The 19501-nt window shown below is 60.4% G+C and carries 17 protein-coding genes and 1 pseudogene; 5 read left to right on the top strand and 13 right to left on the bottom strand.

Going from position 1 to position 19501, the window contains the following annotated elements; genetic code table 11:
* Positions 1-52: 52 nt before the first annotated feature.
* From ISP18_RS06215 to ISP18_RS06190, 6 genes are read right to left on the bottom strand one after another with little or no spacing between them, the layout of a single operon-like run.
* Positions 53-1300: a cysteine desulfurase gene (locus tag ISP18_RS06215; RefSeq protein WP_380008148.1), complete on the bottom strand. Its 1248-nt coding sequence runs from the start codon at positions 1298-1300 to the stop codon at positions 53-55.
* Positions 1301-1308: 8 nt separating this feature from the next.
* Positions 1309-2619, bottom strand: coding sequence for a Fe-S cluster assembly protein SufD (gene sufD, locus ISP18_RS06210; protein WP_380010944.1), 1311 nt, complete (start codon positions 2617-2619; stop codon positions 1309-1311).
* Complete coding sequence (sufC, locus tag ISP18_RS06205; protein ID WP_380008146.1) at positions 2619-3392, bottom strand: Fe-S cluster assembly ATPase SufC; 774 nt, start codon at positions 3390-3392, stop codon at positions 2619-2621. The genes sufD and sufC overlap by 1 nt, the downstream gene beginning before the upstream one ends.
* A 48-nt stretch (positions 3393-3440) precedes the next feature.
* A complete protein-coding gene (locus ISP18_RS06200; RefSeq protein ID WP_380008143.1) occupies positions 3441-3908 on the bottom strand; it encodes a lysozyme inhibitor LprI family protein in 468 nt (155 codons plus the stop codon).
* Positions 3905-5371, bottom strand: coding sequence for a Fe-S cluster assembly protein SufB (gene sufB, locus ISP18_RS06195; protein WP_380008139.1), 1467 nt, complete (start codon positions 5369-5371; stop codon positions 3905-3907). Before sufB ends, ISP18_RS06200 begins: the two co-directional genes overlap by 4 nt.
* On the bottom strand, positions 5368-5826 hold the full coding sequence (locus tag ISP18_RS06190) for an SUF system Fe-S cluster assembly regulator (RefSeq protein ID WP_380008136.1): 459 nt from the start codon (positions 5824-5826) through the stop codon (positions 5368-5370). Before ISP18_RS06190 ends, sufB begins: the two co-directional genes overlap by 4 nt.
* Before the next feature lie 266 nt (positions 5827-6092).
* On the opposite strand from ISP18_RS06190, the gene ISP18_RS06185 reads away from it, so the two are divergent.
* The 5 genes from ISP18_RS06185 to ISP18_RS06165 all read left to right on the top strand — a co-directional run bounded on the left by ISP18_RS06185 (position 6093) and on the right by ISP18_RS06165 (position 11361).
* Positions 6093-6431, top strand: coding sequence for a P-II family nitrogen regulator (locus ISP18_RS06185; RefSeq protein WP_380008133.1), 339 nt, complete (start codon positions 6093-6095; stop codon positions 6429-6431).
* A gap of 31 nt (positions 6432-6462) precedes the next feature.
* Positions 6463-7797, top strand: coding sequence for an ammonium transporter (locus ISP18_RS06180; RefSeq protein WP_380008130.1), 1335 nt, complete (start codon positions 6463-6465; stop codon positions 7795-7797).
* A gap of 211 nt (positions 7798-8008) precedes the next feature.
* Positions 8009-9022, top strand: coding sequence for an aminoglycoside phosphotransferase family protein (locus ISP18_RS06175; RefSeq protein WP_380008127.1), 1014 nt, complete (start codon positions 8009-8011; stop codon positions 9020-9022).
* Entirely contained in the window at positions 9019-9717 is a 699-nt protein-coding gene (gene murU, locus ISP18_RS06170; RefSeq protein WP_380008124.1) for an N-acetylmuramate alpha-1-phosphate uridylyltransferase MurU, read from the top strand. The genes ISP18_RS06175 and murU overlap by 4 nt, the downstream gene beginning before the upstream one ends.
* Positions 9718-10263: 546 nt before the next feature.
* Positions 10264-11361 carry a fibronectin type III domain-containing protein gene (locus ISP18_RS06165; protein WP_380008121.1) on the top strand — a complete coding sequence of 366 codons (1098 nt, stop codon included), beginning with the start codon at positions 10264-10266 and terminating at the stop codon, positions 11359-11361.
* Positions 11362-11568: 207 nt separating this feature from the next.
* On the opposite strand, the pseudogene motB reads toward ISP18_RS06165, so the two are convergent.
* The 7 genes and pseudogenes from motB to queA form a co-directional block, all read right to left on the bottom strand.
* Positions 11569-12411: pseudogene (gene motB, locus ISP18_RS06160) on the bottom strand (flagellar motor protein MotB); the annotation flags it as partial.
* Between the two features lie 17 nt (positions 12412-12428).
* Entirely contained in the window at positions 12429-13301 is an 873-nt protein-coding gene (gene motA / locus ISP18_RS06155) for a flagellar motor stator protein MotA (RefSeq protein ID WP_380008118.1), read from the bottom strand.
* A gap of 221 nt (positions 13302-13522) precedes the next feature.
* Entirely contained in the window at positions 13523-14488 is a 966-nt protein-coding gene (gene secF, locus ISP18_RS06150; protein WP_380008116.1) for a protein translocase subunit SecF, read from the bottom strand.
* 12 nt (positions 14489-14500) lie between these two features.
* Positions 14501-16393 carry a protein translocase subunit SecD gene (gene secD, locus ISP18_RS06145; protein WP_380008114.1) on the bottom strand — a complete coding sequence of 631 codons (1893 nt, stop codon included), beginning with the start codon at positions 16391-16393 and terminating at the stop codon, positions 14501-14503.
* A gap of 73 nt (positions 16394-16466) precedes the next feature.
* On the bottom strand, positions 16467-16799 hold the full coding sequence (gene yajC / locus ISP18_RS06140; protein WP_380008111.1) for a preprotein translocase subunit YajC: 333 nt from the start codon (positions 16797-16799) through the stop codon (positions 16467-16469).
* A gap of 260 nt (positions 16800-17059) precedes the next feature.
* Entirely contained in the window at positions 17060-18184 is a 1125-nt protein-coding gene (tgt, locus tag ISP18_RS06135) for a tRNA guanosine(34) transglycosylase Tgt (RefSeq protein WP_380008108.1), read from the bottom strand.
* Positions 18185-18368: 184 nt separating this feature from the next.
* Positions 18369-19412 carry a tRNA preQ1(34) S-adenosylmethionine ribosyltransferase-isomerase QueA gene (gene queA, locus ISP18_RS06130; RefSeq protein WP_380008104.1) on the bottom strand — a complete coding sequence of 348 codons (1044 nt, stop codon included), beginning with the start codon at positions 19410-19412 and terminating at the stop codon, positions 18369-18371.
* Between the last annotated feature and the right edge of the window lie 89 nt (positions 19413-19501).

Raw genomic sequence — 19501 nt, 5'->3', positions numbered from 1 at the left:
ATGGTCACGCTGGGGTTCGGTTGCACCTCACCCCAGCCTACGCATAAGCGAGTTACATGAGCAGCTTGCGGACCTTGAGCAACGCGGCGATGAACGCGTCAACTTCTTCGCGCGTGTTATAGAACGCCAGCGACGCGCGCAAGGTGGCCGGCACGCCGTAGAACTGCATCAACGGATGTGCGCAGTGATGACCCGAGCGCACCGCCACACCTTCCAGGTCGAGCAGCGTGGCCATGTCGGTGGCCTGCGCACCTTCGAGCAGGAAGGAGATCACCGGCTCCTTTTCCTTCGCCTCGCCGAAAATGCGCACACCTTGCACCTCGCGCAAGCGCTCGGTGGCGTACGTCAGCAACTCGTGCTCCCACGCGCGAACCGCCTCGAAGCCGAGACCTTGGTAGTAATCGATCGCCGCGCCCACGCCGGCGAAGCCAGCGATGTTCGGGGTGCCCGCTTCAAACTTGTGCGGCGGATCGGCAAAGGTGGTGCCGTCGAAACGCACTTCGCGGATCATCTCGCCGCCGCCGAAGAACGGCGGCATCGCCTCCAGGTGCTCGCGCTTCGCCCACAACGCGCCAGTGCCAGTGGGCGCCAGCATCTTGTGGCCGGTCAGTGCGTAGAAATCGCAGCCCAACGCCTGCACGTCCACGGGACGATGCGGCAGTGCTTGCGAACCGTCCACCATCAGCGGAATGCCGCGCTTACGGCACTCGCGCGCGATCTCGCGCACGGGGTTCACCGTGCCCAGCACGTTGGATACGTGTGCCACACAAGCCAGCTTTACTTCCGACGTGAGCAGCTCGAAGAATTTTTCCAGGATCAACTCACCGCTCTGGTCGATCGGTGCGGCCTTCACCGTGGCGCCCGTTCGCGCGGCAACGAGCTGCCACGGCACGATGTTGGCGTGGTGTTCCATTACCGTGGTGACGATTGCATCGCCCGGCTTCAGGCGCGGCAGCGCATAGCTGTACGCCACCAGGTTCATCGATTGCGTGGTGCCGGAGGTAAGAATCACATCATTGCGCGAACCGGCATTGATGAATGCGGCCAGCTTGTCGCGTGCATTTTCGTACGCAGCCGTGGCCTCTTCGCCCAGCTGATGCACCGCACGAGCGACGTTGGCGTTGTGTTCGCGATAGTGGTTATCCACCGCCTCGATCACCTGCCGCGGCTTCTGACTGGTGTTGGCGTTGTCGAAATACACCAGCGGCTTGCCATGCACCGTGCGCGACAGCAACGGAAAATCCGCGCGCACGCGCTGCACATCAAAGTCGACGGAAGGATGGCTGGGCTTGACGGTCATGATGGCATTCAGGGCAGATGCGCAAGCAGCGCGTCGGAAAAGTAATCGCGCAAGGTTTCGTTGGGCAGCGCCGCGAACACCGCGCGGCAGAATGCCGCCGTGAGCAGCGCGCGCGCTTCGGCCTGCGGCAGGCCACGCGAACGCAGGTAGAACAGCGCGCGCTCGTCGAGTTGGCCGACGGTGGCGCCGTGCGCGGCCTTCACCTCGTCGGCATAGATTTCCAGCTCCGGCTTGGTGTCGATCTCCGCCAGCGCCGAAAGCAAAAGGTTCTTGTTGTTGAGGCTGGCATCGCTGCCATCGGCGCCCTCAGCCACAACAATCGCACCGCGGAACACACCACGCGAACGCTCATCGGCGACACCGCGCCAAGTGGATTCCGATGCGGTATTGAGCGCCTGATGGCGGATCGACAGTTGCGTATCGATGTGCTGGCGCCCGCGCATGACGAATACGCCGCGCGTATCGAAACGGCCGTCATCGCCGCGCAATTCGGCATGAAGATCGTGACGGATCAGCGCGCCGCCCAGTTCCAGAACGTGCAACATGACTTGTGACTTCGCGCCGAGATGCACGCTTCCACGACGGATCAGCGTGCTTTCCTCCGCGACGTTCTGCAGCAGCATGTGCTGCAGTTTGGCGCCGTCACACACCACGATATCGCTGACCAGCGTGCCCAGGTGCTTGTGCGGCGCCGTTGCCAGATGATGTTCCACCAGATCGAGTTCTGCGCCTTCACCCAGCTCGATCACATTACGCACATGCCAGGCGAGATCGCCTTCCGTCGGCGTACCGGCGAAGCACAGGTGAATCGGTTTGCCGACGCGCACGCCCGGCGCCACGCGCAGCACCACGCCGTCGCCCGCTAGCCCTGCATTGAGCCGCGCGAACACGTCGCCAGCTTCGCGATAATGGCGGCTGAGCGCGAAGCGCAGCGGTTCGGGATCCTTTTCCAGCACCCTGGAGAGCGGCTGCAGCGAAAGGCCCGGCGGTAACGTTTCGAGTCGCGACAGATCAGCACGGAACACACCGTTGACGAACACCAGGCGCGGACCGTCGATGCCGGGCAGCGTCAGCGCATAGGGATCCACCGAATGCGAAGCTGCCGCCGCATCGCCGAGCGCGAAGCGGCGCTGACCGAGTGCACGCAACGCGGTGTACTTCCACGCTTCCGCACGCGTATCCGGCAAGCCGGCCGCGATGAACGCTTCCAGATTTTCGCGCCGCGCCGCGTCCAGCCAGGCCAGCCCGCTGCCGGGGAGGCGCAGGCTGGTGGCGTCGCGCAGTGCGTCGATAAAAGGCACGGGCGCCGGCGACTGGATCATGCACGCGCCTCATTCGCCAAGGCCGGATCGCGCTCGGCGACCCAGGCATAACCGTGTTCTTCCAGCTTCAGCGCCAGTGTCTTGTCGCCGCTTTCCACGATGCGCCCATCCGCCAGCACGTGCACGAAATCCGGTTCGATGTAGTCGAGCAGGCGCTGATAATGCGTGATGACCAGGAAAGCGCGATCCGGCGAACGCAGCGCATTCACGCCCTGCGCCACCTGCTTGAGCGCGTCGATGTCGAGGCCGGAATCGGTCTCATCGAGAATCGCCAGCTTTGGTTCCAGCACCGCCATCTGGAAGATCTCGTTGCGTTTCTTCTCGCCGCCCGAAAAACCTTCGTTGACGGCGCGATGCAGAAGCTCGTCGGAGATCTGCATGATCTTCAGTTTTTCGCGCACCAGCTTGAGGAACTGCATGGAATCCAGTTCCGCTTCACCGCGCTGCTTGCGCTGTGCGTTGAGCGCGGCGCGCAGGAAGTAGGTATTGTTCACGCCGGGAATTTCCACCGGATACTGGAAGGCCAGGAACACACCCGCAGCAGCACGTTCTTCCGGCTCCAACGCCAGCAGATCGCGGCCCTGGAATGTCACGGAGCCGGCAGTGACTTCATAGCCATCCCGCCCGGACAGCACATTGCCCAGCGTCGATTTGCCGGCACCGTTAGGGCCCATGATGGCGTGCACCTCGCCTGAGTTCACAGTGAGTGTGAGGCCCTTGAGGATGTCTTTGCCCTCGACGCGGGCGTGCAGGTTTTCGATCTTCAGCATGTTCTGTTCCTATTGCCGCATCGCCAATGGGATGCGCTTGAAATCAATTCAGGTCGACTGATAAGAACCGGTGCACACGTCGCCTTCCTGCACACCCTTAAGCCATTGCTTTAGCTGCTCGGTACGCTGGCGCGTCATCGCTTCCAATTCGTTGTTTGCGCACATGGGATAAGCGCTGCCGTATTGACTCTTGTCTTCCGGGAAGCGCGCTGCCAATTCGGCATCGCGGAACGCTAGCCACGCCTTCTGCGCAGCCTTCAACTTGGCAATGAAGACTTTGTTTGCGGTGTATTTCTTCAACACCTGCTGATAGACCTGATTCAGCTCCTTATCCGCTGCACTCAGACCCTGCGCTGCGCAGGCATCCATCGCCGCCTGCGATTGTGCATGCTCCAAGCAGGCGTCGCTGCTCGAAGCTGCAGCTGTCGTAGCTGTGGCCGGAGCATCACCAGCCATTGCCATACCGTTCATTACCAACGCAGAAACAACCATCCAGACGATCGCTATGCGCTTCATCCAACCGCCCCTTCCAGTGATATTTCAAGCAGCTTCTTGGCTTCGACCGCAAACTCCATCGGCAGCTCGCGGAAGACCTGCTTGCAGAAACCGTCGACGATCATCGACACCGCATCTTCCTCGCCGATGCCACGCGAACGGCAATAGAAAAGCTGGTCGTCGGAGATCTTCGACGTCGTGGCTTCGTGCTCGACGATCGCACTGGGATTTTTCACTTCCATATACGGGAAGGTGTGCGCACCGCACTTCTTGCCAATCAGCAGCGAATCGCACTGGGTGTAGTTGCGCGCGCCTTCTGCGCCTTTCTCCACCTTCACCAGGCCGCGATAGCTGTTGGAGCTCTTGCCGGCGCTGATGCCCTTGGACACGATCTTGGACTTGGTGCCCTTGCCGATGTGGATCATCTTGGTGCCGGTGTCGGCCTGTTGGCGATGGTGCGTAAGCGCCACCGAGTAGAACTCGCCTACCGAACGATCGCCGCGCAATACGCAGCTTGGATACTTCCAGGTGATGGCCGAACCGGTTTCCACCTGCGTCCAGGAAATCTTCGAATCGTCTCCGCGGCAATCGCCGCGCTTGGTGACGAAGTTGTAGATGCCGCCGCGACCTTCTTCGTCGCCTGGGTACCAGTTCTGCACGGTGGAGTATTTGATCTGCGCTTTTTCCAGTGCGACCAGTTCCACTACCGCGGCGTGCAGCTGGTTCTCGTCGCGCATCGGCGCGGTGCAGCCTTCCAGGTAGGAAACGTAAGCGCCGTCTTCCGCGATGATCAGCGTGCGCTCGAACTGACCGGTGTGGCCGGCGTTGATGCGGAAGTAGGTAGACAGCTCCATCGGGCAACGCACGCCCTTGGGAATGAACACGAACGAGCCATCGGAGAACACCGCCGAGTTGAGCGCGGCGAAGTAGTTGTCACCGGTCGGCACCACGCTGCCGAGGTATTTCTTCACCAATTCTGGATATTCGCGAATGGCTTCGCTCATCGAGCAAAAGATCACGCCAGCTTCGGCCAGTTCTTTACGGAAGGTGGTACCCACCGAGACGGAGTCGAACACGGCATCCACGGCAACACCGGCCAGCTTGGCGCGCTCGTGCAGCGGCACGCCGAGCTTGTCGTAGGCTTCCAGCAATTTGGGATCGACCTCGTCCAGCGACTTCGGCTTGTTTTTCGGCGAGGCGTAGTAGCTGATCGCCTGGAAGTCGATCGGCGCGATGTTGAGCTTGGCCCAGTGCGGTGTGGGCATGGTGAGCCAGTGGCGATAGGCCTTCAGGCGCCACTCGGTCATCCACTCCGGTTCGCCCTTCAGCGCCGAAAGCTGGCGCACGATATCTTCGGACAAGCCAGGCGGCAGGCTGTCCGTTTCGATGTCGGTGATGAAACCGGCTTCGTAGCGACGGCCGAGCGCGGCGGCGACTTCAGCGTTGTCGCGCAGCACGACGGGGCTATCGTTTTCGATGGTCATGATGCTGTCCTGCCTTTCAATTCGGTAAGCGCCACGGTGGCGACGGCCGGCGGCGCGGGCTGCAGCATGTCGGCCAGGGTCATCGCGCGCAGTGCGTTGTCCAGTACGTGGTTGATGCGCTGCCAGCTGCCGCGCACGCCGCACTGAGCCTCGCGGTCGCACTGGCCTTCGCTAAGGGTGCATTCGGTCATGCCGAGTGGACCTTCGATCGCCTCGACGATCTCGGCCAGGCTGATCTGCTGCGCCGGCCGCGCCAGGCGGTAACCGCCATTCACGCCGCGGAATGAGTCCACCAACCCGGCATGCCCCAGCGACTTCAGCAACTTGCTGACGGTGGGGAGTTCCAGATGCGCTTCTTCCGCGATCTGGGCCGTGCTGAGAACGTCACCAGGATGCGCGGCGATGCAGGTCATCACCACGGTGGCGTAATCCGTCAGTCGGCTGACTCGAAACATGGGGTAGGGAATGCAGCTCTAATTCGTACCGAAATGGTACAGATTAGACGAAGGGGGGTCAAATTACCCGCCCGGCGCATACCGAGAGCGAGAAGCCATTTGCACCATGATGGGTCAATGCCCGCACCAAATTAATCGCTCCACACACCCGTCTTTATCCGCCATACCCGCAAAGTGGCGCTGCGACGGGGCTTTACAAGCTCGTGTCACGCTTGGCACGCAATCTGCTGTCATGCAGCAAAACCACCTTTGGGGAGCCGTCGCGCATGAAATGGGTTACCGCCATCATCAAACCCTTCACTCTGGATGACGTGCGCGAGGCGCTGGGAGAAGCCGGCGTGCAGGGCATGACCGTGACCGAGGTGAAAGGCTTTGGCCGCCAGCGCGGACACACCGAGCTGTACCGCGGCGCCGAGTACATCGTCGACTTCCTGCCCAAGCTGAAGATTGAGATCGCCGTGTCCGACGAACAGGTCGAGTTGGCCATCGAAGCGATCACCCGCGCCGCACGCACCGGAAAAGTGGGAGACGGCAAGATTTTCGTGAGCGACCTGGAACAGGTGATTCGCATCCGTACGCAGGAGGTGGACGCGGATGCGCTCTGAACAGCGGGGAACGGGGAACGAGGAACGAGGAATGGGCAGGTATCGATATGTCTTGCGGCGCCTCGCCGCTATGTTGGCAACAGGCTTCGCCTTGCCGGCGTTTGCGCAAACCACGCCTGCGCCAACACTTAACGGCGGCGACACCGCCTGGATGATCGTCGCCAGCGCGTTCGTATTGATGATGACGATTCCCGGCGTAGCGCTGTTCTATGGCGGCATGGTGCGGGCGAAGAATCTGCTCTCCGTGATGATGCAGTGCTTGGCGATCACCGCGCTGGTGACCGTACTGTGGATGGTGTACGGCTATTCTCTTGCCTTCAGCACTGAAGGCATGCACGCAGGCGTCACCAACTGGCATTCGATCCTCGGCGCCTTCGATCGCGTGATGTTGGCTGGGCTCACGCCTTCCACGCTGTACCAGACGGTGCCGGAAAGCGTGTTCGTGATGTTCCAGCTCACCTTCGCGATCATCACGCCGGCGCTGATCGTCGGCGCTTACGCCGAGCGCATGAAGTTCAGCGCCATGCTGTGGTTCAGCGGATTGTGGCTCACCTTGGTGTATCTGCCGATCGCGCACATGGTGTGGAGCGGTCCGGGCTCGCTGCTGGGTGACCTGGGCGTGCTCGATTTCGCGGGCGGCACGGTGGTGCATATCAATGCAGGTATCGCTGGCCTGGTCGCGTGCCTGGTCATTGGTAAGCGCCGCGGCTGGCCACACACACACATGCCACCGCATAACCTTGGCTACACGGTGATCGGTGCCGCGTTGCTGTGGTTGGGCTGGTTCGGCTTCAACGCGGGTTCGGCGGTGGCCGCCAATGGCAACGCGGGCATGGCCTTGCTGGTTACGCAGATCGCCACGGCAGCGGCGGTGATCGGCTGGGTCGCAGTGGAATGGATCATGCACAAGCGTGCCAGCGTGCTGGGTGCGGCGTCTGGCGCGGTGGCCGGCCTGGTCGCCATCACACCGGCGGCGGGCACGGCGGGTCCCGGTGGCGCGTTGGTAATCGGTTTCGTCGCTGGCGCGGTGTGTTTCTTCACCGCTACGCGCCTGAAGCACAAGCTTGGTTACGACGACACGCTGGATGTGTTCGGCGTGCATGCCATCGCTGGCATCCTCGGCGCACTGCTCACCGGCGTGTTCGCTGCGCCGAAGCTTGGCGGTTTCGGCACCGTTACCTCACCGCTGGCGCAGCTGTGGATACAGGCCAAGGGCGTGGGCTTCACCATCGTGTGGAGCGGCGTGCTGAGCTGGGTGATCTTGAAGCTGGTCGATCTGACGATTGGGTTGCGCGTTGGGCCTGAGCAGGAGCAGGTGGGCTTGGATATCGCGGAGCATGAGGAGCGGGCGTACAACCTGTCGTGATGCGACTGCTCTTTTCTCCTCCCCCTGCTCGCAGGGGGAGGCCGGGAGGGGGTGAACACTTGCGGGAGAGCTCATCGCAAGTACCCACCCCACCCCAGCCCTCCCCTGCAAGCAGGGGAGGGGGCAGGTCACGGCGAGCTTGAGTATTACGCTCGGTGCGTTCGGCGCACGCAAGCTCTAAGCTTTCTGTGTGTCCGCAACGAATCCCCACATGGAAAGCACCATCGACCGCGCCGCAGCCCGCCTCGCCTGGGCGCGTGCAACGCTTGGCGACAACTCGCTCTTACTCGAACCCGCCTCCTCAGACGCGAGCTTCCGTAGCTATTGGCGCACGCATCATGACGGCTGTAGCTGGATCGTGATGGATTCGCCGCCCGCGCAGGAAGATCCGCGTCCGTGGCTGAAGATCGGAGAACAACTCGCTGCCGCCGGCCTGCATGTGCCGGCCGTGCATGCTCGGGATCTCAAAGAAGGGTTTCTGCTGATCGAGGATCTCGGCACGCGGCTTTATCTGCACGAACTCAACGAACACAACGCCGACGCCCTCTATAGCGACGCGATGGATGCGCTGTTGCGCATGCAGACCCACATGGATTACCGCGAACTACCACCGTTCGATCGCGACGTGCTGGTGCGCGGATTGGAAGTGATGCCGGAATGGTTCCTCGGCCGCCACCTTGGCCACACGCCCGACCGCGGCGAGTGGGATGTGCTGGAAGCGACGTTCGACGTGATCATCCGCAACGCGCAGGAGCAGCCGCGCTGTTTCGTGCATCGTGATTATCACAGCCGCAATCTGCTGGTGGTGGAACGCAACAATCCCGGCATCATCGATTTCCAAGGAGCGCTCGCCGGACCCGTCACCTACGACCTCGCTTCACTGTTGCGCGACGCATACATCACATGGCCACGTGAGCGCGTGGAGGAATGGGTGGAATCTTATCGGCAGCGGCTGTGCGATGCCTGCATGATTGGCGAGCACGTTAATCGCGAACAGTTCCTGCGCTGGTTCGATCTCACCGGCATGCATCGGCATGTGCGTGTGCTCGGCCAGTTCTATCGCCTGTGGTATCGCGACGGTAAACCCGGCTACCTCGCCGACGTGCCGCGTGTGTATCACTACGTGGTATCGGTCGCGCGTAGTTATCCGGAACTCGCCGACTTCGCGGCGCTGATCGAGCGCCATGCGACGGGTCGCGATCTGACCAAGGTAGCCGGCGCATGAGGCATGCGTTGATCTTCGCCGCTGGCCTGGGTGAGCGCATGCGTCCGCTAACCAATCACACGCCCAAACCGCTGCTGCAGGTGCACGGCAAGCCGTTGATCGTGTGGCATCTGGAAAAGCTCGCGGCGATGGGTGTGAACTACGTGGTGATCAACACCTCCCATCTTGCGGAGCAGTTTCCGGAAACGCTCGGTGACGGTTCGCGCTGGGGCGTGCGCATCCGTTACGCCTACGAAGGCACTACGCCGCTGGAAACCGGCGGCGGCATGCTGCACGCGCTGCCTTTGCTCGGGCCGGAACCATTTCTCGTGGTCAGCGGCGATGTATGGACGGATGCGGATTTCGGTTTGCTGCCGACTGAGCCGGATGGGGTTGCGCACCTGTTGATGGTGGACAACCCGGAGCACCATTCTCAGGGTGACTTTGCACTCGATGACCATGGCAAGTTGCACAACGAAGGTGACACGAAACTCACCTACAGCGGTATCGGTATGTATCGCCGCGAATTGCTGGACGACTGGCAAACCTTCATAGGTAACAATACCGAATTGGACAGTAATCATCCGCGCTTCAAGCTCGCACCTTTGCTGCTGCATGCGATCGAACGAGATTTAGTACGTGGCAGTCATCATCGCGGCACCTGGACGGATGTCGGCGCACCCGAACGTCTTGCCGCACTGAATGCGAGAACATAAACATCCAGCAACAGATCTGGAAGCCATACCGTACCCGATACCTTGGTTTACCTCAGCATGCAGCACTCATGCCATTACCGTTGCCTAGAGAACATTCCCTGAAATAACATGACTTATTGACACTGACCTGCCTTTGATCAAGCATAAAGCGTCATGCCGTGTTCCAATTTTCTGAAAGCCCTACGACTCGGCGAGTCGTAACCCCTTGCAACATTGATGTTCAAGGAGAAATTCATGTGGCTTTATCTGGCTCATTACCCACTATCTGCACCCCGCTGCTTCCGTAAGCAACCGCAGTCTGCGGCAATCATTACTTAGCCGAGAATAATTCCAATTAGCTGCCAACATCGGCCCATGGCATCAGCATCGCAGTACATGATCGGAAAGCGTTAATGCTGCTGGCAACACGCTTCGCATCAGACTTCCATTTTAGTCAAACCGGTCTCCGATAAACGGAGACGCCGGTTTTCAAAGGTAACTGAATCGCAATGTAATCCATCGAGTTCATTTCAACAAAAGCAACTTCATCGACATGGGGGATGTCTTATGAACTGCTGCAAATTTCTTGCATTTAGTCTCATTGTCGCAATCGTTAGCGCGCTAACTGGCTGCGCCAAGGCATTGTATCTCACCTCTCCAGCCCATCCTTATGAATGGGAAGGGCCATCAAGCGCGTCATCAATTAGCGTGCCACCTAGCGCATCATCGATTGATACCTCATTCAAAGCAGATGTGACTGACTGCAATCATTTGCACTATGGGAATTGGTACAGAATTCAAAAGGACTTCCCAAAGGTGGTCTGCATCGACATAGCCCAGCTAAATGTTTTGGAGCGAAAATATTATGCTTCCCTCCCAGGAGACCCGTACAAGAAAGCTTATCGCGATCAGTGGGTACAAATATTGATGCGGGACATCGACGTATTGTGGTGGGGTTATAAAAATGGATTTCTTAGCAACGATGATGAGACAAAGATGACCGTAGAAACGGCTACAGCGGGCGTAGCAGCTGCATCTGCTGGCTTGACTGCACCGATTGGCAAAACAGCGGCAGCGGTAGTTGCCGCGACATTGAGCACCTTTGACTCTTCTTTCGACAAGAACGTTCTTGCAAATCAAATGGCTCCTGTGCTGTTTGCAGCCATTGAAGCTCAACGAGAAAAAATCGACAGCCAGATCATTACTGGATTGAAGCAGGATGCGGACCAGTACACCCTGGTCATGGCTTCGCGCGACGTCATGAGATACGCAAACGCCGGCTCGCTTTCAAATGCCTTGGCGGTACTCAGCAATCAGACCGGCACGGCAGCAGCTATTGCAACGAGTCAGCGCGATGCTGTTTCTGCTTTGGGCCTTGGCGCTCCGACTTCGCTTGAGCAAGCCTCACCTCCTGCAAAGGGTAAAGCTGTCATTAACTTCAAGCCACCCTCAGATACGAAAGAAGCGCCGATTTTCGAGTACGTAGGCATTGCTCAGCCAACGTCGGGCGGTGACCCAAAGTTTTTCTCCCTCCCCGGAAACAATCAGACAACTCAAATCGTTTTTGATGGGCTTTCATCAGGCAACTACACCATTACCCTGTGGGCAATTAACAGCGCGGGGCCAGGAATATCAGCAACGCTAGCGAATGTAATACTTCCTTGATGGTTGTAAGTCAGAGTTGCTGGAACCATGAGCATCACAGCCATCCAGAATGGAGTTTGGGGCGAAGCATGGCCGAACCCAAATACGCAAACCTCAACGTAAAACCACGCATGGCAAAGTTGGGGTTATCACCCCAACCTATGGCGCGTTTGGTGTACCCGTAGCGGGCAAAGATGGCACCGGCGCAGCATCCGCCTGCTCCTGCAACAGCGCCGCATCCTGTGCCTGCTTGGTCATCATGATAATGCTGATGCGCCGATTGATCGGATTACTGGGGTTGGCCTTGTCGAATGGCACGGAGGCGGCCAACCCGACGACGCGTGCGATCTTGTCTTCCATCAAACCGCCGCCCAGCAATGCACGCCGCGCGGCGTTGGCGCGATCGGCGGAGAGCTCCCAATTGCTGTAATGGCTTTCGCCGCTGTATGGCGCGTCGTCGGTATGCCCGGAGATGCTGACCTTGTTCGGCGCCTGGTCGATGAAGCCCGCCAGTTCGTGCAATATCGCCACGGTGTAGGGCTCGAGTGTCGCGCTGCCGGTATCGAACATCGGCCGGTTCTGTTTGTCGACAATCTGGATGCGTAAACCTTCGGGCGTAATGTCGAGTAGCAATTGATCCTTGAAGGGTTCCAGCGCCTGACTTTTCTCGATGGCGGCGCGCAATTGCTGCATCAGGTTTTCCAGTCGCTGCTTTTCATGTTCGCGCGCCTGCTTTTCCACGTCCGCCGCATCCGCGCGCGAAGCAGCGCGGCGATCCTTGCCGGGGCCATGCGGCATGTCCATCGCACCACCCAGCTTGATCATGCTGTCGCTCGCTCCGCCCGGACCGATCTTGCCGGGCGGCGCAATCGTCGCATTGCCTTGCACCATGCTGGGATTCTTGAAGTATTCGGCGATGGCCGCGCGCTGCTGGCGCGTGCCCACGCCGATCAGCCACATCACCAGGAAGAACGCCATCATCGCCGTGACAAAGTCGGCATATGCCACTTTCCACGCACCACCGTGATGACCGTGTTTTTTGCGCCGCGCCCGACGCACCACGATCAGCATGTCGCGATCTTGTTCGCTCACGCCGCCGCCCCCGCGCGGGTCGCGTCCTTGAGGTGCTCCTCAAAATCCTGGAAGTTGGGCCGCATCTGCGGCGACAAGGTCTTACGTGCGAATTCCACCGACACCTTTGGGTTGTAACCGCGCAAGCAGGCAAGCAACGCGACCTTCACGCATTCGAACGCGCGGCCGTCCTCCTGCACGCGGCTTTCCATTGCCGCGCCCAGCGGGCCGACGAAGCCGTAACACAGCAGAATGCCCAGGAACGTTCCCACTAGCGCGCCGGCAATGTGTTCGCCGATCTGCGAAGTATCGCCGCCAAGCTGCGACATGGTGGTAACGATGCCGAGTACCGCCGCCACAATGCCGAAGCCCGGCAAGGCATCGGCCAATTTCATCACCGCCAATGCGGGCGCTTCCGCTTCGTGCTGGTGGGTTTCCAGCTCCACTTCCAGCAATTGCTCCAGCTCGTGCGGATTCATGTTACCGCCCACCATCAATCGCAAACAATCGGTGGTGAATTCGATTAGGTTGTGTTCTTTCACCAGGCGCGGATAGGCGGTGAATATCGGACTCGACTGCGGATCTTCGATATGCGATTCCAGGCCGAGCAGGCCTTGCTTGCGCATCACGCCGAAGATGTCGTACAGCAGTGCCAGCAGGTCAACGAAATCCTGCTTGCGATACGTCGGCCCTTTGAACAGCGCGACGACGTTCTGCAGCGCGCCCTTCACAATCTTCAATGGGTTGGCCGACAGGAACGCGCCGATGGCGCCTCCGCCGATGATCATGAGCTCGCTCGGCTGCCATAGTGCAAGGATGTGACCATGCGAAAGCAGATACCCGCCCAGCACGCAGGAAAGCACCACAAGGGAACCGATCAGGACAAGCATGGGGACTCCATTCAGGACAGCAATGTCTTCCCCTGTTTATCGACCGATGGCGTCCGAAATTGAGATGGAAAAATGCGCGCTTTGTGATGCAGATCAAGCGCAAATTTTTGTCACCTCGCTGACCGTATACGTCAGCTGCGTGACAACAAAAAACAAAACCTACGCGGCAAACACAAACGGCCCGGAAGTCCGGGCCGTTTGTACACACAGATCATGAGGAGTTACGGACGGCGTGCCAGCTCCGGATTTTCCTTGCTCACCGGCATCAGGTCCTTCTTGGACACGCCCAGCCACAGCAGAATTGGGCTGGCCACGAAGATCGATGACAGCGTACCGACCAGAATACCGATCAGCATGGTCACCGCAAAACCGTGCACCGACGGACCACCGAAGAAATACAGCGCCGCCATCGCGATACTGGTGAACAGCGAGGTGATGATGGTTCGCGACAGCGTGCTGTTGATCGAGCGGTTCAGCACTTCTTCCGGATCGGCCTTGCGCGATGAGCGGAACAATTCGCGGATACGGTCGAACACCACCACCTTGTCGTTGATCGAGTAGCCGATCACCGCCAACACCGAGGCCAGCACGGTAAGGTCGAATTCGCGCTGCACTAGCGAGATCACGCCCAGGGTGACCAGCACGTCATGCACTTCGGTGGCGAGCGCGGCGATTGCAAAGCGGCGCTCGAAGCGAATCCACAGATACAGGCCGATGCCGATAATCACGAAGATCGCTGCCGTGACACCATCGCTACGCAACTGTTCACCCACCTGCGGGCCGACATAGTTCTTGCCGGCGATCTTGGCGTCGGGACGTGCGGTCTGCAGGGACTTGGCAACGTCGTTCGAAATCAGGTCGAGATTGGGAGATTTGCCCTCTTGCTGCACATTGTGCTTATCGTCCTTCGGCTGAAAGCGGAGGGACACCTGACGGGTGCCGCCGACGCTCTGCACGGTGGCGTTTTCGATGCCCCCCTTGTCCAAAGCACTGCGGACATCCTCGACCGACACGGGATTGTCGTAGGTGACATCCACGCTCACGCCGCCGGTGAAGTCCAGCCCGTAGTTCAGACTGCGCGTCGCGAGCAGAGCGATCGAGGCGACCATCAGCAAAATCGCAATACCGATGCTGATCTTGCGGAGACCCAGGAAGTGGACGTTGCTGTTGTGGCTGAAAATTTCCATGAGCGTCTCCGATTACACCGACAGCGTCTTGAGCTTGCGGCCGCCGTGGATCAGCGCGGTGATCGCGTGGGTAACCGTTACCGAGGTGAACATCGAGGTGAGGATACCGATCAGCAGCGTAACGCCGAAGCCTTTGATCGGGCCGGAACCCATCGTGGTCAGCGCCAGCGCGGCGATAAGGTGGGTGACGTTGGCGTCGAGAATGGTCGCCCAGGCTTTTTCGTAACCGGCGCGGATCGCCGCCAGCGGCGTGGAGCCGTTACGCAATTCTTCGCGCACGCGTTCGCAGATTAGCACGTTGGCGTCGATCGCCATGCCCAGCGTCAGCACGATACCGGCAATGCCCGGCATGGTGAGCGTGACGCCGATCATCGACATTACCGCCACCAGGATCACCAGGTTGAAGAACAGCGCGATGTCCGCCACCAGTCCAAACAGCTTGTAGTAAATCGCCGCCGCCACCAGCACTAGGGCAAGACCGAGCAGCACCGCCTTGAGGCCCTTGTCGATGTTGTCCTGGCCGAGGCTGGGACCGATCACGCCTTCCTGCACGATATCCATGCGTGCGGCGAGCGAGCCACCTTTCAGCATCAGCGCCAGCTCCGACGCAGCCTTCGTGCTGGCCAAGCCAGTGGTCTGGAACTTGTTGCTGAAGACGCCATTGATGGTGGCGTAGTTGATCACCGTATACGTGGTCTTGGGCGTGCGCACTTCCTTGCCGTCCACGACCTTGGTGTCGGTGGTGCTTTCCACGTACACCACCGCCATCGGCTTGCCGACGTTTTCGCGCGTGAAGTCCAGCATCTTGGCTGCGCCAGCCGAATTCAGCGTCACGCTTACCATCGGCGAGCCGCTTTGCGAATCGTTGCCGGAGGCCGCATCCACCAGTTCGTCACCGCTGGCGATAATGTTCTTGCTGACCAGGTACGGCTCACCGTGCGAGCCTAAATACAGGTGCGCATCCGGCGGAACGTTGCCGGTCTTCACTGCGTCCTGCACGGCGGGGTCGCGCGCGTCGCCCAGGCCGGCGACATATTGCAGCGTGGCCGTCGCACCGATCACCTTCTTCGCTTCGGCCGGATCCTGCACACCGGCCAATTCCACCGAAATGTGGTCCTCGCCCTGCGCCTGGATCACCGGCTCCGACACGCCCAGCGCGTTGATGCGGTTGCCCAGCGTAGCGAGGTTCTGACGGATCGCATTGACCTGCAGATCGCGCAGCTTGTCCGGTTTGATGATGGCATTGAGTACGAAGCGATCGCCGGTGCTGGCGCCGTCCGTCACGGCAAGATCGGTGTACTCGGCGGCGATCGCATCGCTGGCCGCGGAACGGTCGGCGGTGGAGCCGAGCACCACGATCACGCCCTGCCCGCGCGTGGCATTGCGCGCCACGGAGACGAAGGAGATCTTCTTGTCCTTGAGCAACGCGGTGATGTCTTGGGTGTAGCGATTTTCCTGTCGGTCGATGATGTCGTTCTGGTCGACCGCCATCAGGAAACGCACACCGCCCTGCAGGTCCAGGCCCAGCGGCATGGCGCGGCCGCCGATGGCGTTGAGCCAGCGCGGCACGGTGGATTCCAGGTTGAATCCGATGTTGTAGTTTTCGCCCAAGGCTGCCTTCAGCGCATCGGCCGCGCTCTTCTGCAGGTCGCCGTTGGTGAAGCCGACCACCATGTAATCGCCGCGACTGGCGTCATGCTTGAGGCTTTCGTTGACGTAGGGAAGCTTGGCCGCCTGCAGCGCGGAAACAACCTTCTGCTGCACCGTCGGATCGAGCGACGCGCCCTGGCTGGGCGTGACTTGCACGGCCTGCAGCGGTGGATACACGTTTGGCAATGCGTACAGGGTGCCCAGCACCAGTACGATGGCGACCAGAAAGTATCTCCAGCGTGGAAAATCACTCATGCCTTGCATCCAATATGCCGCGGCATGCGGCCGCGGAGTAGCGTGAATTTGGAAAGACGAAACCGGCTTGGCGTCAGGACGACTTCAGCGTGCCCTTGGGCAGCACTTGTTGAACCGCGCTCTTTTGCAGCTTGATCTTCACGTTTGGCGCGATTTCCACTGTGATGAAGGTCTCGCCCACATCATCGACGCGGCCGGCAATGCCGCCGTTGGTGACCACTTCGTCACCCTTGGCCAGGTTCGACACCAGTTGGCGGTGTTCCTTCTGACGCTTCATCTGCGGGCGGATCATCATGAAATACATCAAGCCAAACAGCACGATCATCATGATCAGCATGGAAAGGCCGCCATTGGCGGCTGCGCCTGGCGCCGCCTGCGCCAGCACGAAAGTCGTCGGAAGAATCATCTGCTTATCCCGCAAGTTGTGGCTGCGACTGGAGTTTTCGCCGCGCGCCCATAAAAAGACGTCGGATTATGCCATGAGAACGGCCCTTTGCGTTCGCCTCCTCTCCGCTCCGAGGGGAGGCCTGCCCTCGACTTGATCGGGGGGATTGAGATGAGGGCTCCACCTCGCCACAGGCTTTCGTTTCTGTGTCTAAAAACAGGCTGAAAGTTCGCTGTCGTCAGCCAAATCCCCGCAAGGCTGCCCGCTCACCCCAGGGGGAGTTATTCGGCGGCCCCCTGCCGCTGGGCGTAGAACTCAGCCACGAAAGCCTCCAGCGACCCAGTCGCGATGGCCTCGCGCAGGCCGGCCATCAGGCGCTGGTAGTGATGCAGGTTGTGAATGGTGGCGAGCTGGCTGCCGAGGATTTCATTGCAGCGGTCCAGGTGACGAAGATAGGCGCGGCTGAAGCCTTGGCTGCAGGCGTAGCAGGCACAGCCTTCCTCGATCACGCGGGTATCGTTGGCGAATTTGGCGTTGCGGATGCGCAGCGTGCCGTGCGAGGTGAACAGGAAGCCGTTGCGCGCATTGCGAGTGGGCATCACGCAATCGAACATGTCGATGCCACGCCGCACGGCCTCGACAATATCCTCCGGCCGGCCCACACCCATCAGATAGCGCGGCCGGTCCTGCGGCAGCAGCGGCACGGTGAAATCCAGCGTGTGGTTGCGCGCTTCCTCCGGCTCACCCACCGCCAGTCCGCCGACTGCGTAACCGTCGAAGCCGATCTGGATCAGCCCTTCGGCCGAACGCTTGCGCAAGTTTTCATAGACGCTGCCCTGCACGATGCCGAACAGCGCGTTGGGATTCTTCAACTCGTCGAACGCGCGACGCGAACGTTCCGCCCAGCGCAGACTCAGCTCCATCGATTCGGCCGCCACGTTCTCCGTGGCCGGATACGGCGTGCATTCGTCGAAGATCATCGCGATGTCCGAATCCAGCACGGTCTGGATGCGCATCGATTCCTCCGGCGAGAGGAATACCTTGGAACCGTCCACCGGCGAGGCGAAGGTCACACCCTGTTCGGTGATCTTGCGCTTGTGCGCCAGCGAGAACACCTGAAAGCCACCGGAATCGGTGAGGATCGGCGCCTTCCAACCGATGAAGCGATGCAGACCACCAAACTCGCCGACGATATCCAACCCGGGCCGCAGAAACAGGTGGAACGTATTGCCCAGAATGATTTCGGCGCCGACCTCGAGCAGGTCGCGCGGCGTCATCGCTTTGACCGAGCCATAGGTGCCTACCGGCATGAAGGCCGGCGTTTCCACGGTGCCGCGGTCGAAGGTAAGACGGCCACGCCTTGCGGCGCCGTCGGTGGCGAGGAGGTCGAAGTGCATGGAGGTCATCCGGAGATTATGACATCTCCAACTCCCTCTCCCCTCAGGGGAGAGGGCTGGGGTGAGGGGCCAATCTAGCGATGAAGCACCGGCGACACCATACGGCCGTCATTCCCGCGCAAGCGGGAATCCATCTTCGCTGTTGCTTCAGAGCAAATGGATTCCCGCTTGCGCGGGAATGACGGCCGTGTGGCTACCCTGCGGCGTCCAGCCCTTTCGGCAAGATCAACATCGCATCCCCATAAGAGAAAAACCGATATCGCTCCTGCACCGCATGCCAATACGCATTGAGCATGTACTCCCGCCCCGCCAGTGCCGACACCAGCATCAGCAAGGTCGATTCCGGCAGATGAAAGTTGGTGATCAGCGCATCGATGCTCGTGATCCGGTAACCCGGGAAAATGAAGATCTGCGTTTCGCCTGCAAACGGGCGCAGTTCGCCTTCCACCGTGGCGCTTTCCAACGCGCGCACCACTGTGGTGCCGACCGCGATCACCCTGCCCCCAGCGTGCCGCGTGCGCTGGATCTGCTCGACCAACCCGGCGCCCACGTTCAGCCATTCGCGATGCATCTTGTGATGCGAAAGCTCGTCCGTGCGCACCGGCTGGAATGTGCCCGCGCCGACGTGCAGAGTTACGTAACCGAAGTCGACGCCCATCCCGTGTAATTGCGTCAGCAGCGAGTCGTCGAAATGCAGGCCCGCTGTCGGCGCTGCCACCGCACCCGGCTCACGCGCATACACCGTCTGGTAGCGCTCCATGTCACTGGCGTCTGCGTGGCGCGAAATGTACGGCGGCAGCGGCATCTCGCCCAGTTTCAATAGCAGGCGCTCCAACGGCTCCGGCGATTCGAAACGCAGATGAAAAAAGCTCTCGTCGCGCCCCAGTACCGTGGCATAGCTGCCATCAGCCAGCACGATCGCCGTGCCCTCGCGCGGCTTCTTGCTCACCCCAAGCTGCACGGTTGCTTCGTGCGCGCCCGTCACGCGCTCGATCAGGATCTCCACCGCGCCGCCGCTCGGCTTGCGCCCGTACAAGCGCGCCGGCAGCACGCGTGTGTCGTTAAACACCAGTAGATCGCCCTTGCGCAGGAACGAGGGCAACTCACGGAACATGCGGTCCTGCCACGTCCGCGTGGGTACGTTGAGCACCAGCAGACGGCTTGCGCTGCGCTCGGCTAATGGCGCCTGCGCGATCAGTTCGGGCGGGAGGTCGAAGTGGAAATCGGACTTCTTCACGGCGGGATGCTGGCTTGAGGTGACGCATTATCGCGCAAATGCCCGAAACAGCTCCCCCTCCCGAAGAGCTTGTGAGGAAATCTCAGCTC

The sequence above is a fragment of the Dyella humi genome, from assembly GCF_044904605.1.
GTDB lineage: Bacteria > Pseudomonadota > Gammaproteobacteria > Xanthomonadales > Rhodanobacteraceae > Dyella_B > Dyella_B humi.
This window is presented reverse-complemented; position numbering and strand designations above follow the sequence as displayed.